At 57.6% G+C, this 15,774-nt stretch carries 14 protein-coding genes; all 14 read right to left on the reverse strand.

All coding sequences use genetic code 11. The features are described from left to right. Nucleotides 1-3 precede the first annotated feature (3 nt). The 14 genes from DN387_RS10510 to atpB all read right to left on the reverse strand — a co-directional run bounded on the left by DN387_RS10510 (nucleotide 4) and on the right by atpB (nucleotide 15,764). Nucleotides 4-1,473 carry an ATP-binding protein gene (locus DN387_RS10510; protein WP_009405347.1) on the reverse strand — a complete coding sequence of 490 codons (1,470 nt, stop codon included), beginning with the start codon at nucleotides 1,471-1,473 and terminating at the stop codon, nucleotides 4-6. Next, nucleotides 1,470-3,638: a Mu transposase C-terminal domain-containing protein gene (locus DN387_RS10515; protein ID WP_043860658.1), complete on the reverse strand. Its 2,169-nt coding sequence runs from the start codon at nucleotides 3,636-3,638 to the stop codon at nucleotides 1,470-1,472. Before DN387_RS10515 ends, DN387_RS10510 begins: the two co-directional genes overlap by 4 nt. Next, entirely contained in the window at nucleotides 3,635-4,489 is an 855-nt protein-coding gene (locus DN387_RS10520) for a TnsA endonuclease N-terminal domain-containing protein (RefSeq protein WP_254506057.1), read from the reverse strand. The genes DN387_RS10515 and DN387_RS10520 overlap by 4 nt, the downstream gene beginning before the upstream one ends. Before the next feature lie 281 nt (nucleotides 4,490-4,770). Continuing rightward, nucleotides 4,771-6,606, reverse strand: a complete 1,836-nt coding sequence (gene glmS, locus DN387_RS10525; RefSeq protein ID WP_043860659.1) for a glutamine--fructose-6-phosphate transaminase (isomerizing) — start codon at nucleotides 6,604-6,606, stop codon at nucleotides 4,771-4,773. 11 nt (nucleotides 6,607-6,617) lie between these two features. After that, on the reverse strand, nucleotides 6,618-7,385 hold the full coding sequence (locus DN387_RS10530) for a DeoR family transcriptional regulator (RefSeq protein WP_054916063.1): 768 nt from the start codon (nucleotides 7,383-7,385) through the stop codon (nucleotides 6,618-6,620). A 192-nt stretch (nucleotides 7,386-7,577) separates the two neighbouring features. Continuing rightward, nucleotides 7,578-8,945: a bifunctional UDP-N-acetylglucosamine diphosphorylase/glucosamine-1-phosphate N-acetyltransferase GlmU gene (gene glmU / locus DN387_RS10535; RefSeq protein ID WP_054916062.1), complete on the reverse strand. Its 1,368-nt coding sequence runs from the start codon at nucleotides 8,943-8,945 to the stop codon at nucleotides 7,578-7,580. A gap of 127 nt (nucleotides 8,946-9,072) precedes the next feature. Beyond that, nucleotides 9,073-9,492, reverse strand: coding sequence for a F0F1 ATP synthase subunit epsilon (locus DN387_RS10540; RefSeq protein ID WP_043860662.1), 420 nt, complete (start codon nucleotides 9,490-9,492; stop codon nucleotides 9,073-9,075). Between the two features lie 44 nt (nucleotides 9,493-9,536). After that, nucleotides 9,537-10,913, reverse strand: a complete 1,377-nt coding sequence (gene atpD / locus DN387_RS10545) for a F0F1 ATP synthase subunit beta (protein WP_043860663.1) — start codon at nucleotides 10,911-10,913, stop codon at nucleotides 9,537-9,539. Between the two features lie 27 nt (nucleotides 10,914-10,940). Continuing rightward, nucleotides 10,941-11,801 (reverse strand): F0F1 ATP synthase subunit gamma, encoded by an 861-nt coding sequence (gene atpG / locus DN387_RS10550; RefSeq protein ID WP_054916061.1) that lies wholly within the window; start codon nucleotides 11,799-11,801, stop codon nucleotides 10,941-10,943. Between the two features lie 50 nt (nucleotides 11,802-11,851). Further along, entirely contained in the window at nucleotides 11,852-13,396 is a 1,545-nt protein-coding gene (gene atpA, locus DN387_RS10555; protein ID WP_043860665.1) for a F0F1 ATP synthase subunit alpha, read from the reverse strand. Nucleotides 13,397-13,417: 21 nt separating this feature from the next. Continuing rightward, the gene (locus DN387_RS10560) at nucleotides 13,418-13,954 is read right to left on the reverse strand and encodes a F0F1 ATP synthase subunit delta (protein WP_043860666.1); all 537 of its coding nucleotides are present in this window, start codon (nucleotides 13,952-13,954) and stop codon (nucleotides 13,418-13,420) included. A gap of 12 nt (nucleotides 13,955-13,966) precedes the next feature. Continuing rightward, nucleotides 13,967-14,437, reverse strand: coding sequence for a F0F1 ATP synthase subunit B (locus DN387_RS10565; RefSeq protein WP_043860667.1), 471 nt, complete (start codon nucleotides 14,435-14,437; stop codon nucleotides 13,967-13,969). 57 nt (nucleotides 14,438-14,494) lie between these two features. After that, entirely contained in the window at nucleotides 14,495-14,752 is a 258-nt protein-coding gene (atpE, locus tag DN387_RS10570; protein ID WP_003097235.1) for a F0F1 ATP synthase subunit C, read from the reverse strand. 142 nt (nucleotides 14,753-14,894) lie between these two features. Continuing rightward, nucleotides 14,895-15,764, reverse strand: a complete 870-nt coding sequence (gene atpB, locus DN387_RS10575) for a F0F1 ATP synthase subunit A (RefSeq protein ID WP_043860668.1) — start codon at nucleotides 15,762-15,764, stop codon at nucleotides 14,895-14,897. Nucleotides 15,765-15,774 lie beyond the last annotated feature (10 nt).

The following is a 15,774-nucleotide window of genomic DNA, read 5'->3' on the forward strand; positions in this document are numbered from 1 at the left end:
GAATCATGATTTACGGTAGCTTGGTGAAAACTCAAAGAGGTCCGTAGAGATCCAACCAGCTGACTTCAGCGCTGCCAGGGTGTCAGGCTGTTGACTCAAGGCCTTTGCCTCCGATGATTCCACAGCAACAGCTGCGGGCGCGGTAGGAGCTGTAGGCTTACTCTCTACAGCTGTGGGAGCCTGGGTCTCCGGCTTAGAGTGCGGCGTCACACCACGCAGCAATGCAATACGCTCTGAGCGAGGGAGTCCGTCAAACGCCATCATGGCTATCAGCTGCTCCTCGATAGGAAGCAAGTCGTCGAACTGCCGCATACGTGCAGGGTTGCGGCTGCGTAAAGCCGAGATAGCCGGTTTGAGAATCTGCATCTTGGCATTACTGACCTGGGTAATTATCTCGGCAGTCAGACACTCAACACCGCTCTGAATAGCATATCGCTGGCTAAGTACCAAAATCTTAACCAAAAAGTCCGTTACGCCTTGGGTGTGCTCGTACAGCGCGTCGAAAATTTTGGGAGTGAGTTCAGCCTGCTGCTTGCACCATTGATAACTCCAGAGGTTCTGAACCAGAAACTGCCACTCTTCATCATCTTTCTCGAATCGCTTGAATTCGACCATACCGCCACCGCAACTGCGCCGTGCAACACGCATAACGTCAGAGAACAGGCTGATCATCGAATTCGTACCGATGAACACGACAGGAATTCCGATATTGTTTACGAGGTGGAGGAAGAAGTTGAGCATGCTGTCCTTCCCACCCGTCTTCGCCAAGTGAAGGTTCTGAAGCTCATCAATAAGCAAAGCACCAATGTAGAACGTGCTGGCGACCTGCTCCATCTGCTGCAGCGCATCGTCGATGTTCCTGTACCGATGTCGCTTGTGATAATCCGCATCTCCCAGTGCCTTACCAACGGCATGGAAAAACTGTCGGCAAAATCCAGCAAGCGAGCCATCTCGCGGACAATCCAGCTTGAGCCACGTGATTTGTGTTTGGACGAACTGCTTGCCCTCAAAACGCTCATGCCGAATCGTCTGTGGATAAAGGCTCAAAATGGCGTGCAGAGCAGTGGACTTCCCAATTCCACTCAAGCCTACAACACTGAACGAGTCAGCGGTCGACTTGAATGAGTCATGGTAACGCTGGGCCCCTGACAGGGAATGTAGATGCCTTACCGTGGTAGGTGAGGTTGGGTTGCGTCCAACGTATCCCCGGCGGATCAGCAGGGAAATCATGGACTCCAGCTCCAAATGCAGCAGGAAAGGTTGAACGACTGTCCTCAAGCGCTCGATGCAGTGAACCCGTGTTGCACCGTCGAGATCAAGCTCTGCGGGTGTAACTGGCTCGGGGAAATTCGATATCAAATCGATAGCATCCGTATCAACAAGAATCGGCGGCAGAGCTTCGATCAAGGGGTTTCCCGCGTACTCAGCGATCGCTTGTTTGGTATAGCTCGCAAAAATTTGTGCGCCTTTCATTGAGTTTTCCCCGGCCGCGTTCTTTTAAGGAGATCGATCACCTGCGCGCGGCGAGGTCCCGCATACGAATCATGCGTAATTAAAGGTGTGTCGGCAGCGGGTTTTGCAGGCTCGGCACGGACGCCATCAGGAACAAACGCATTCTCGCGCTCACGCTCCCGTTCCTCGGACCGGTTTTGGCGGATATTACCCACCGCCTCAGCCTTGGTGCTGGCAGCTGGTTCATCCTTTCGCTCGGCCCGCGCATTGCTGATGATTTGTTCGACCGTGTCGACCAAGCTCACACGGCTCTCCAGCTCCGCGCGTTTATGAGATGGGGGCAACTGTCGATACGCTTCCAAAAGATCGTAGATTTCATCCGAACGGTAGTCGGCGTACTTGAAGTCCGAGCCTCGAAGGTCACAGCGGACGAACTGCTTGTTCTCACCCTGAATCCAGATATGCGCCGCGGAATTCGGATCAAACCGACAGTCAATCGACCAGACACCATTACGTCGAGCCTTGGCAAACCAGTTCTCTTTGATGGCGAGCTCGCAAACATAGTGCATTCCGCGAAAGAGCATGCCGCCCTTTTGCACGGTGGCTCGTTCGCGAGGCAGCAGGTGGAGATAGATCAATTCGTCAGGCCGGTTATTGGCGTGAATCAGGTCATTCTCCAAAGCCCAGGTCCATATGCCCGTCGGAGTAGGCTCGACGCCATCGTTCATCATCGCCTGTGTGAGGCGATCCGGCTGCCGATGAAAACGGTTGTAATGAAGAACGGACTCAATGACGATCTGGGTAAATTCCTTCAGGTTCAGCGTGGCATCGAGTCGACAGTCCCGCTCGCCCCGCTCTTTATCTCGTGCGGCAACGCCGCCTGGAAGCCACCTGATATCGGTTAGATCATTGAGGATACCGAATCGACTTTCGACCATGGGCTTCCAATCTGGTCTGTACGGAGGTGCCGTACCCATCTCGATGCCCAAGCCGCTTGCCAGCCCTTCTGCTGCAAGGGACAGCATCTCGCCCCGGTCGGCGTAGATCTGATGTGGCAAATGATGACAGTCCCAATCACCGGGGGCGATCTCGACACCGTTCTTCGCACAGAACTCCACCTTGGAGGTAAAGGCGTTGAACAATGCCTGCCGAGCGCCGTTCCAGCTAGGCCCCTCCAGGCCGACATAGAGACCAACAATCATTCCCGAGAAGCTGTCCACAACGACGTATACCACCGGACGACCGATAGTCATCCGCCGCGAGTAGCTGTTAACCAGGTAGATGTCCGCAATCGTCGCGTCGATCTCAAACTGGTGGCACGGGCCACGAAGCCAATCGCGAACAGTGCCTGCGATTGGGCGGCAATCCTTAAGCCACTTCGTCAACCCTTTACGCCCACGATCAGTTTCAATTTCATCAAAAAACTGCTTTCCCCAGTAGTCGAACTGAGTGAATGTTGGAATTTCCGATTCCGGAAGAAGTCGTACCCGATTTTCCGAGTTTTTCGAAAGATCCTTTACAGAATAAAATTTCTTAAGCATCTTGTCGTAAGCAATACGAAGAGATGATGTTTTATTTTTTGCATAAAGCGCATAACCTACTTTTATGCATCGCTTATCAATAGCACTGAGCAATTTACAAGGGGATACAAGTACCCCCTGAAATTTTGGTTTCCGTCCTGGTCGTACGCCAGGCGAGTAGTTTCTGTTCGCCACTCCTACAGCCGAATAGTTCTTAAGAAACGCATTTCTTACCTGACCATAAAACCAGTATCGATACAGTAAGCGGTAAATGGTCTTTCGCTGGATACCCAGCTCAGCGGCCCTGTTCCCAACCAGCCGGCCCATCTCGCCCTGCACGAAAATCTGTCCTGGATAAGCCGGGTCTAGGAGAGGCTCGATAATTGCCCACTTCTCATCTCGATCACGCTTAGTGCTGTCATCGAGGTCATCCTCCAGAACGAGCAGAAACTCAGGCACGGCAGTCACTACCGGCTTGGTGTCGCCAGACTCTAACGACAGCCTGAGCTCCTCAAGGCCCAAAGGATAAGGTTTACCTGGCGGCTCGGTCAGAGCTATCACCATTACGGCGTCCTGAGCCTCAATGAGGTGAAGAACTCTAACCATGGACGAGATCACAGAGTGTTCCGTTACAGGTTCAAACACCTCATTCACTGAAATATTCATGATAATTTCTCAATGAATGAGGTCATCTCGGCGGGATAAACTACCTTGAGATCTGGTAACGGCGATTTGAGGTGAAGCGGAGCGCTGCTCAAATCGACCTGAATCATCTTGCTCCAGATAAGATGGAAGAACATGTCCCGCGCCTCGGTATACGGTATAGACAAACGGGTTGCGATTTTTCGCAAAGACTCAGATGTCAACCAAGGGTAAGCCTTACTAGCCTCAAGGATTTCGAGAAAATCGGAGTGCAGAGATGAACTCATCAGAGGCCGGGGTAGCCGTGCATATTGTCTCAACAGCCCGAGATTCTTAATCAGATTAGGTGTGAACAACTCCTCGGTGACAATGCTCCAGTCCACGTCCTGGCTCATCCAGAATCGTCTCTCAATCTCCAATTTCTCCAATGTCCGGACAGAGTCCTCCCCGACGAGATCTTGCTGATACTTGATTGTCCTTGCGACGGACCTGAAATCCCCATTCGGCTGCTTCACGGTCAAAAGGAAGTCTGTCGTCATGACTAGCGGGAGGGTGGTTCCTTTGTATCTCGGATATCGGACACCAATTGCCCGGGCAATTGCTTGGGTGCTTTCCACCTGGAGCAGCGGATACTGCTCACGGATGTCCACGACGTCTTCAGAGAATTCGCAAACCAGGAAAAAGGCGCGTTCGAGATCGGACAAAAAGTGATGTATACGATCGATTTTCACGCCTTGGATTTTGTGAGACCGCCCCCGCGACGGGACGTCCTGTACACGCAACCAGGGCACGTAACTGGCTCCGGCTCCGGCACCAAATCCGTTGGCAATGTGCCGTTCAATATCCTGCTTCGAAGCAAACCTACGACCGCGCAACACTGCCTCCTCAGACCAAACGAAGCGCTGTACCTCACATTCAAAAAAATAGTTCTAGGAAAACACCGCCCACGAGGAGCTGCTCAGAGGGTCGTACCTAGACTACTCCGGCTGAAAAGCGAAGCAGCTAATCCGGACCAATGGCGTGGTCCAGAAACGGGAAACCCCCGTAAATACGGGGGTTTGCGCGTTGTGTCAAACTTTAATAGCTTGTGTCAAACTTTATTATTTTGTGTCAATCTTTATTATTCAAAGCCAAGTGCCTGGGCCTGACCGGCCCCTTACTCCACCGTCACCGACTTGGCCAGGTTGCGGGGCTGGTCGACGTCGGTGCCCTTGAGCACGGCCACGTAGTACGACAGCAATTGCAGCGGAATGGTGTACAGGATCGGTGCCAGCGCATCGATGATGTGCGGCATGGCAATCACATGGGTGCCCTCGCCATTGCTCATGCCTGCCTTCTCGTCGGCGAACACGATCAGCTCGCCGCCACGGGCGCGCACTTCCTGCAGGTTGGACTTGAGCTTCTCCAGCAGCTCGTTGTTCGGTGCCACGGTAACGACCGGCATGTCGGCATCCACCAGCGCCAGCGGGCCGTGCTTGAGCTCGCCAGCCGGGTAGGCTTCGGCGTGGATGTAGGAGATTTCCTTGAGCTTGAGCGCCCCTTCCATCGCCACCGGGAACTGCGCGCCACGGCCCAGGAACAGGGTGTGATGCTTGTCGGCGAACAGCTCGGACGTCTTCTCGATGGTGGCGTCCATCGCCAGCGCTTCGCCCAGGCGTACCGGCAGACGACGCAGTTGCTCCACCAGTTCGGCCTCGACGCCAGCCGGCAAGGTGCCACGCACGCGTCCCAGCGACAGGGTCAGCAACATCAGCGACACCAGCTGGGTGGTGAACGCCTTGGTCGAGGCCACGCCGATTTCCGGGCCGGCACGGGTCAGCAGTGTCAGGTCCGATTCACGCACCAGCGAGCTGATGCCGACGTTGCAGATGGCCAGGCTGGCAAGGAAGCCCAGCTCCTTGGCATTGCGCAGCGCCGCCAGGGTGTCGGCAGTTTCGCCCGACTGGGAAATCGACACGAACAGGGTGTCGGGCTGCACCACCACCTTGCGGTAGCGGAATTCACTGGCCACTTCGACCTGGCACGGAATGCCGGCCAGCTCTTCGAGCCAGTAACGCGCAACCATGCCCGCGTGGTAGCTGGTGCCACAGGCCACGATCTGTACATTGCGCACCTTGGGGAACAGCTCGGCCGCCTTGGGGCCGAAAGCCTGCACCAACACGTGATCCGAACCCAGGCGGTCTTCCAGGGTGCGCTGCACCACGGTGGGCTGCTCGTGGATTTCCTTGAGCATGAAGTGGCGGTAATGGCCCTTGTCGGCCGCCTCCGCACCTTCGTGGTACTGCACCGCCTCGCGCTGCACCGGCTGGCCATCGACGGCCCAGATGGTGATCTGGTCGCGGCGAATCTCGGCGATGTCGCCCTCCTCCAGGTACATGAAGCGGTCGGTGACCTGGCGCAGGGCCAACTGGTCGGAGGCCAGGAAGTTCTCGCCGTGGCCCAGGCCGATCACCAGCGGGCTGCCGCTGCGGGCGGCCAGCAGGCGGTCTGGCTGGCTGGCGCTGATCACCGCCAGGCCATAGGCGCCATGCAGTTGCTTGACGGTCGCCTTGAGGGCGTCGGCCAGGTCCGGCAGGCTTTTGAGGGTGTGGTGCAGCAGGTGCACGATCACTTCGGTGTCGGTCTGCGAGGTGAATACGTAGCCCAGGCCCTTGAGCTGTTCACGCAGCACATCGTGGTTCTCGATGATGCCGTTGTGCACCACCGCCAGGTCGTGGCCGGAGAAATGCGGGTGTGCATTGCCTTCGGTTGGCGCGCCATGGGTCGCCCAGCGGGTGTGGGCGATACCCAGGTTGCCGACCAGCGGCTCGGCGGCAACGGCCGCTTCCAGCTCGCTGACCTTGCCGATGCGACGACGGCGTTCAAGGTGGCCCTGCTGGGTGAAGACAGCCAGGCCGGCACTGTCATAGCCGCGGTATTCCAGGCGCTTGAGGCCTTCGATCAGGATGGTGGTGATGTTGCGTTCGGCGACGGCGCCCACGATTCCACACATAGATGTTGCTCCTAGCTGATAGCGGCACAGATGAGGTTGATGCCGCGGGCTTGAATTTGATCGCGTGCCTCCTGGGGCAGGCGTTCGTCGGTAATCAGGGTATTCACGCTGGCCCAGGGCAGCTCCAGGTTGGGAATCTTGCGCCCGACCTTGTCCGACTCGACCATCACGATCACTTCGCGGGCCACCTCGGCCATCACCCGGCTCAACCCCAGCAATTCGTTGAAGGTGGTGGTGCCGCGCACCAGGTCGATGCCATCGGCACCAATGAACAGTTGGTCGAAATCGTAGGAGCGTAGTACCTGCTCGGCAACCTGGCCCTGGAACGATTCGGAATGCGGGTCCCAGGTGCCGCCGGTCATCAGCAGTACCGGTTCGTGTTCCAGTTCGCTCAGGGCACGGGCCACGTTCAGCGAGTTGGTCATCACCACCAGCCCCGGTTGCTGACCCAGTTCGGGGATCATCGAAGCCGTGGTGCTGCCGCTGTCGATGATGATGCGCGCATGCTCGCGAATCCGCGCCACGGCGGCACGAGCGATGGCCTGTTTGTAGAGAGAGATGGGCTGGCCCTGGTCGGCGAACAGTTCCTGAGGCAGGGTCACCGCGCCACCGTAGCGGCGCAGCAGCAGGCCGTTGGCCTCCAACGCGGCGAGGTCCTTGCGAATGGTGACTTCGGAGGTTTCGAAACGCTTGGCCAGTGCATCCACACTCACCTCGCCCTGCTCATGCAGCAAGGCCAGGATGTTGTGGCGGCGTTGAGGTGTGTTTCGTTTCGACATGAGAAGTTAAGTTTCGATTCGAAAGATAATGACGTCAATCAAAACCTAAAGCTTTCATTTGGTCAAGCAGGCAATGAAACTATTTCTGTGGATAAGGCGTTGCTGGGGTCAGGTTATCCACACTCGAATGCCAGGCAAAAAAAAAGCCGACTTATGCACAATGCGGTCGGCTTTTTCAGAGCTGTGGACAACTCAGCTCTTCTTGATCTTCTCTGGCCGTTTCCAGCCATCGATGTTGCGCTGACGACCGCGGGCCACGCCCAACTGGCCAGCCTCGACCGTCTGGGTGATGGTGGACCCCGCAGCGGTGGTGGCCCCATCGAGGATATCCACAGGCGCCACCAGCGAGTTGTTGGAACCGATGAAGACATCCTCGCCCAGTACGGTACGGAACTTGTTGGCACCGTCGTAGTTGCAGGTGATGGTGCCAGCACCGATATTGGTGCGCGCCCCCACCTCGGCATCACCCAGGTAGGTCAGGTGGCCTGCTTTGGCACCTTCACCCAGGTGGGCATTCTTCAGTTCGACAAAGTTACCCACATGCGCACGGGCATCCAGCACGCTGCCCGGGCGCAGCCGCGCGAACGGACCGGCATCGCTGCCCTCGCCCAGCACGGCACCTTCGAGGTGGCTGTTGGCCTTGACCACTGCGCCCTTGCGCAGGGTACTGTTCTTGATCACGCAGTTCGGGCCGATGACCACGTCATCCTCGATCACCACGCGGCCTTCGAGGATAACGTTGACGTCGATGAGCACGTCACGCCCCACGATGACTTCGCCGCGCACGTCGAAACGCGCCGGGTCACGCAGGGTCACGCCCTGGGCCATCAGGCGACGACCTTCGCGCAATTGATAATGACGCTCCAGTTCGGCCAACTGACGACGGTCGTTGGCGCCCTGCACTTCCATCGGGTCCAGCGGCTGCTCGGTGGCCACCACCAGGCCGTCGGCCACTGCCATGGCGATCACGTCGGTCAGGTAGTACTCACCCTGTGCGTTGTGATTCGACAGGCGACCCAGCCACTCGGCCAACCGAGCCCCCGGTACGGCAAGGATGCCGGTGTTGCCTTCATTGATCGCCTTCTGTGCGTCGCTGGCATCCTTGTGCTCGACAATGGCAGCCACCTGGCCCTGGTCGTCGCGCACGATACGGCCGTAGCCGGTCGGGTCGGCCAGGGTCACAGTGAGCAGGCCCAGTTGCTGCGGGTTTACCCTGGCCAGCAAACGCTGCAGGGTGTCCACCTCGATCAGCGGTACATCGCCGTAGAGGATCAGCACGGTGTCGGCACTGAGCGCCGGCAAGGCCTGGGCCACGGCGTGGCCTGTGCCCAGCTGTTTGTCCTGCAACACGAAATTCAGGTCATCGGCAGCCAGTCGCTCGCGAACCAGCTCGGCACCATGTCCGATCACCACGTGAATACCCTGGGGCTCGAGCTGGCGGGCGCTGTGGATAACATGGCCAAGCATCGAGTTGCCGGCGACCGGGTGCAGTACCTTGGGCACGGCCGAGCGCATGCGTGTGCCCTGGCCTGCCGCGAGAATAACGATATCGAGAGACATTGACTGGCTACCAAATCCGGGGAGAGGTCGATGAATGACCGAAATGAGATATGCAGAAAAAGAAAAAGGGTAGCCGAGGCTACCCTTTAACTCAATCGCGGCGAAAGCAATCAGCCTGTAGGCCGAATTACCTTCCCTTGCGCAACTGCTGGACGGTGCGCAGCTGAGCTGCGGCTTCGGCCAGACGTGCGGCAGCGGCGCCGTAGTCGAACTCCGCGCCTTTGGCGTTCAGGGCGTTCTCGGCAGCCTTGAGGGCTTCCTGGGCCTGAGCTTCGTCCAGGTCGGCAGCACGTTGCACGGTATCGGCAAGCACCTTGACCATGTTCGGCTGGACCTCGAGGAAACCACCAGAGATGTAGAACACCTCTTGGGCGCCACCCTGCTTGGTCAGCGTGATCGGACCAGGCTTCAGATTAGTGATCAGCGGGGCGTGGCCTGGAGCGATACCAAGATCACCCAGGTTGCCGTGCGCAATCACCATCTCGACCAGGCCGGAGAAGATCTCTCCTTCCGCGCTGACGATATCGCAATGGACTGTCATAGCCATCTGCTTGCCTCAACCTGATTAGCGCCCCTCGCGGGGCGCCGGGATTACAGTTTCTTGGCTTTCTCGACTGCTTCTTCGATGCCGCCGACCATGTAGAACGCTTGTTCTGGCAGGTGGTCGTAGTCACCGTTGAGGATGCCTTTGAAGCCAGCAATGGTGTCTTTCAGGGAAACGTATTTGCCTGGAGAACCGGTGAAGACTTCAGCCACGAAGAACGGCTGGGACAGGAAGCGCTGGATCTTACGAGCACGGGAAACCAGTTGCTTGTCGGTCTCGGACAGCTCGTCCATGCCCAGGATCGCAATGATGTCCTTCAGCTCTTTGTAGCGCTGCAGCACGTACTGAACGCCGCGAGCGGTTTCGTAGTGCTCGTTGCCGATCACGTTCGGGTCCAGCTGGCGCGAAGTCGAGTCCAGTGGATCGACCGCTGGGTAGATACCCAGGGAGGCGATGTCACGGGACAGTACGACGGTGGCGTCCAAGTGGGCGAAGGTGGTGGCTGGCGACGGGTCGGTCAGGTCGTCCGCAGGTACGTATACGGCCTGGATCGAGGTGATCGAACCTTCCTTGGTCGAAGTGATACGTTCTTGCAGAACGCCCATCTCTTCAGCCAGGGTCGGCTGGTAACCTACCGCCGAAGGCATACGGCCCAGCAGTGCGGATACTTCGGTACCGGCCAGGGTGTAACGATAGATGTTGTCGACGAACAGCAGAACGTCGTTACCTTCGTCACGGAACTTCTCGGCCATGGTCAGGCCGGTCAGCGCTACGCGCAGACGGTTTCCTGGTGGCTCGTTCATCTGACCGTAGACCAGCGCTACCTTGTCGAGAACGTTGGAGTCCTTCATCTCGTGGTAGAAGTCGTTACCCTCACGAGTACGCTCACCCACACCGGCGAACACGGAATAACCGCTGTGCTCGATGGCGATGTTACGGATCAGTTCCATCATGTTTACGGTCTTGCCTACACCGGCACCACCGAACAGACCAACTTTACCGCCTTTGGCAAACGGGCAGACCAGGTCGATAACCTTGATGCCGGTTTCCAGCAGGTCGTTGCCGCCTGCCTGGTCAGCGAACGAAGGCGCTTCGCGGTGAATGCCCCAGCGCTCTTCTTCACCGATCGGACCAGCTTCGTCGATCGGGTTGCCCAGCACGTCCATGATCCGGCCCAGAGTCGCTTTACCGACCGGTACGGAGATGGCTGCGCCGCTGTCGACGACGTCCAGACCGCGCTTCAAGCCTTCGGTCGAGCCCATCGCAATGGTACGGACCACGCCGTCGCCCAGCTGCTGCTGAACTTCCAGGGTGGTTTCCGCGCCTTGTACTTTCAGTGCGTTGTACACGCTCGGCACGCTGTCACGTGGGAATTCCACGTCGATGACGGCGCCGATGATTTGAACGATACGTCCGCTACTCATAGCTGGATCCTCTGAATATTTGAACCGTTAAACCGCGGCAGCGCCGCCGACGATTTCCGAGATCTCTTGGGTGATCGCAGCCTGACGCGCCTTGTTGTAGATCAGCTGCAATTCGCTGATCAGGTCGCCGGCGTTGTCGGTGGCGTTCTTCATTGCGATCATCCGCGCAGCTTGTTCGGCCGCGTTGTTCTCGACCACCGCCTGGTAGACCTGCGACTCCACGTAACGCACCATCAGGCCGTCCAGCAGCTCCTTGGCGTCAGGTTCGTAGAGGTAGTCCCAGTGGTGCTTGAGTTCTTGATCCGGGGTTGCAACCAACGGAATCAACTGCTCGACCGTTGGGGCTTGCGTCATGGTATTGATGAACTTGTTCGATACCACGGACAGACGATCGATACGACCATCCAGGTAAGCGTCCAGCATGACCTTGACGCTGCCGATCAGATCATTGATCGACGGCTCTTCGCCCAGGTGGCTGATCGCTGCAACGACGTTACCGCCGTAGCTGCGGAAAAACGCCGCACCTTTGCTGCCCACCACGCACAGGTCGATTTCGACCCCTTGCTCGCGGTTGGCTGCCATGTCCTTGACCAGGGCCTTGAACAGGTTGGTGTTCAAGCCACCGCACAGACCACGGTCACTGCTCACAACCACATAACCGGCGCGCTTGACAGGGCGTTCGATCATGAAGGGGTGGCGGTATTCCGGGTTGGCGTTGGCCAGATGACCAATCACCTGGCGGATACGCTCCGCATAGGGACGGCTAGCAGCCATGCGCATTTGAGCCTTGCGCATCTTGCTGACCGCCACTTTTTCCATGGCGCTGGTAATTTTTTGCGTGCTTTTGATGCTCGCAATCTTACTGCGAATCTCTTTTGCGCCTGCCATGTAACACCTATCAGGTTAGCAAGCGGGGGCTGCAAAGCCCCCGCTGCGGCTTACCAGGTTTGGGTGGCCTTGAACTTCTCGATACCGGCTTTGATGCCAGCGTCGATTTCGTCGTTGAAGTCACCCTTCACGTTGATCTTCGCCATCAGTTCGGCGTGATCACGGTTGAAGAAAGCGATCAGCGCTTGTTCGAAGCTGCCGATCTTGGTGATTTCGACGTCGGTCAGGAACCCACGCTCAGCGGCATACAGCGACAGCGCCATGTCCGCGATGGACATTGGAGCGTATTGCTTCTGCTTCATCAGCTCGGTAACACGTTGACCGTGCTCGAGTTGCTTGCGGGTGGCTTCGTCCAGGTCAGAAGCGAACTGGGCGAATGCCGCCAGTTCACGGTACTGAGCCAGAGCGGTACGGATACCACCGGAGAGCTTCTTGATGATCTTGGTCTGAGCGGCACCACCTACACGGGATACCGAAACACCGGCGTTCACTGCAGGGCGGATGCCCGAGTTGAACATGGCCGATTCCAGGAAGATCTGACCGTCGGTGATCGAGATCACGTTGGTCGGAACGAACGCGGAAACGTCGCCAGCCTGGGTTTCGATGATCGGCAGTGCGGTCAGCGAGCCGGTCTTGCCAGTTACGGCACCGTTGGTGAACTTCTCTACGTACTCTTCGGAAACGCGCGATGCACGCTCCAGCAGACGGGAGTGGAGATAGAACACGTCACCTGGGTATGCTTCGCGTCCTGGTGGACGGCGCAGCAGCAGGGAGATCTGACGGTAGGCAACAGCCTGCTTGGACAGGTCATCGTAGACGATCAGTGCGTCTTCGCCGCGGTCACGGAAGAACTCGCCCATGGTGCAACCGGCGTATGGCGCCAGGAATTGCAGTGCGGCGGATTCCGAAGCACTGGCAACCACCACGATGGTGTTGGCCAGGGCGCCGTTTTCTTCCAGCTTGCGAACGATGTTGGCAACGGTCGAACGCTTCTGGCCGACAGCAACATACACACAGAAAATACCGGAGTCTTTCTGGTTGATGATGGCGTCGATGGCCATGGCGGTCTTGCCGATCTGACGGTCACCGATGATCAGCTCACGCTGGCCACGGCCGACAGGGATCATGGCGTCAACCGATTTGTAGCCAGTCTGTACAGGCTGGTCTACCGATTTACGCCAGATAACGCCCGGTGCAACCTTTTCAACAGCGTCGGTCTCGGTGTTGTTCAGCGGACCTTTGCCATCAATTGGGTTACCCAGTGCGTCGACCACGCGACCCAGCAGTTCCTTACCAACCGGAACTTCGAGGATGCGGCCGGTGCACTTGGCGCTCATGCCTTCAGCGAGGGTGTCGTACGCGCCCAGTACTACCGCACCAACGGAGTCTTGCTCCAGGTTGAGGGCCATACCGAACACGCCGCCCGGAAACTCGATCATTTCGCCGTACATAGCGTCGGCCAGACCGTGAATCCGCACGATACCGTCAGAAACGCTGACGACAGTACCTTCGTTGCGGGCTTGGGAGGCTACATCGAGTTTCTCGATGCGGCCCTTGATGATTTCACTAATTTCGGAAGGATTGAGTTGCTGCATTGCTCTGCTGCCCCTTCAAACTCAAGATTTCAATGCTTCGGCCAGTTTCGCGATTTTGCCGCGTACTGAACCATCGATAACCAGGTCGCCGGCGCGGATTACGACACCACCGATCAGGCTGGCATCCTCCGTCGCGTGCAGGCGCACTTCCCGGCTGAGTCGTGCACTGAGAACCTTGGCGAGTTTGTCTTGCTGTTCTTGGTTCAACGCAAAAGCACTGGTGACTTCCACGTCCACGGATTTCTCTTGTTCGGCCTTGTACAGATCGAACAGAGCCGAAATCTCCGGCAACAGCAGGAGACGTTCGTTTTCCGCGGCAACATGAATGAAATTCTGTGCCTGTGCATCGAACTTGTCACCGCACACGTCAATAAACGCGGCGGCCTTTTCTGCGCTCGTCAGTCGCGGGGCCTTGAGCAGGCGCTGCATTGTGTCGTCTTGAGACACTGCAGCAGCCAGGCCGAGCATGGCTGACCAATTGGCCAGTTGCTGATGGGCCTGGGCGTGCTCAAAGGCCGCCTTAGCGTAAGGTCGGGCCAACGTGGTCAGTTCTGCCATGATCGCCCTCGCTTAAATTTCAGCGGCCAGTTTATTAACCAGCTCCGCATGCGCGTTTTGATCGATTGTGGCGCCAAGGATCTTTTCAGCACCGTTGACGGCCAGGCTACCCACTTGGGCGCGCAGCGCGTCTTTGACACCGTTCAGTTCCTGTTCGATCTCGGCTTGAGCCTGGGCCTTCACACGGTCAGCTTCGACGCGAGCCTGGTCACGGGCTTCCTCGACGATCTGGTTACCGCGTTTCTTGGCTTGCTCAATGATTTCGGCTGCCTGAGCTTTAGCTTCGCGCAGTTGCTGACCCGCTTTATCTTGGGCCAGCTCCAGGTCGCGAGCTGCTCGGTTGGCAGCGTCCAGTCCTTCCGCGATCTTCTTCTGACGTTCTTGCAAAGCCGCGATGACCGGAGGCCACACGAACTTCATGCAAAACAGTACAAAAATGAAGAACGCAACGGACTGGCCAATCAGGGTTGCATTAATGTTCACGCCAACACCTCGCTCGTTCTAAGTCCATCACACCAATCCACTCGAAAATTCGAGTGATTAGCCAGCGATTTGACCAACGAAGGGATTAGCGAAGGTGAAGAACAGAGCGATACCAACACCGATCATGGTCACGGCGTCGAGCAGACCGGCGACGATGAACATTTTGACTTGCAGCATCGGAACCATTTCTGGCTGGCGAGCAGCGCCTTCCAGGAACTTGCCGCCCAGCAGGCCGAAACCAATGGCGGTACCCAGGGCACCCAGGCCGATCAGCAGAGCAACAGCGATAGCGGTAAGACCAACTACAGTTTCCATCTTTCCTCCCGACTTTTACGTCGTATTGGTTAGGTTTTTTAGTTTGAAGCGGTAAAACAAAATCGTTTGGTACAGCTGCCCTTGCGGACTTTTTCGGCCTCCCCCCACCCCGGCGGAGAGGCCTCAGACACGCCAGGCGGTCTTAATGGTTATCTTCGTGAGCCATCGACAGGTAGACGATGGTAAGCATCATGAAGATGAACGCTTGCAGGGTGATGATCAGGATGTGGAACACAGCCCACGCCCATTGCAGCACCACGCCCAGGCCGCTCAGCCACAGCAGACCGGCACCGAACATCACGGCGATCAGGATGAACACCAGCTCGCCGGCATACATGTTGCCGAACAGACGCAGGGCCAGCGAGATCGGCTTGGCGATCAGGGTCACGAATTCCAGCAGGAAGTTGACCGGGATCAGCAGGATCTGGACGAAGATGTTCTTGCTGCCGAACGGGTGCAGGGTCAGCTCGCCGATGAAGCCGCCGATGCCCTTGACCTTGATGCTGTAGAAGATGATCAGCGCGAACACGCAGAAGGCCATCGCGATGGTGGCGTTCGGGTCGGTGGTGGATACGGCACGGAACGGGATGTGCGGATCACCGGAGATCAGCATCGCCAGTTGCGGGATCCAGTCGACCGGGATCAGGTCGACGGCGTTCATCAGGAACACCCACACGAAGATGGTCAGTGCCAGCGGTGCGATGACCGGGCTGCGGCCGTGGAACGAGTCCTTGACGCTGCCGTTGACGAATTCGACCATCACCTCGACGAAGTTCTGCAGGCCGCCGGGTTGACCGGAAGTCGCTTTTTTCGCCGCCATGCGGAACAGGAGGATGAAGATCAGACCCAGCGCAACGGACCAACCCAGGGTGTCCACGTGGAACGCCCAGAAGCCCATTGCCTTGGCTTCTGCTGCGGAATGGGCAAAGCCCCAACCGCCGTCTGGTAATTGCCCGAAGGTCAAGTTCTGCAAGTGGTGCTGGATATAGCCCGAAGCGGTTTCTGCTGCCATGTTTGCCTCA

This window comes from Pseudomonas sp. FBF18 (assembly GCF_024261405.1).
Classification (GTDB): Bacteria; Pseudomonadota; Gammaproteobacteria; order Pseudomonadales; family Pseudomonadaceae; genus Aquipseudomonas; species Aquipseudomonas palmensis.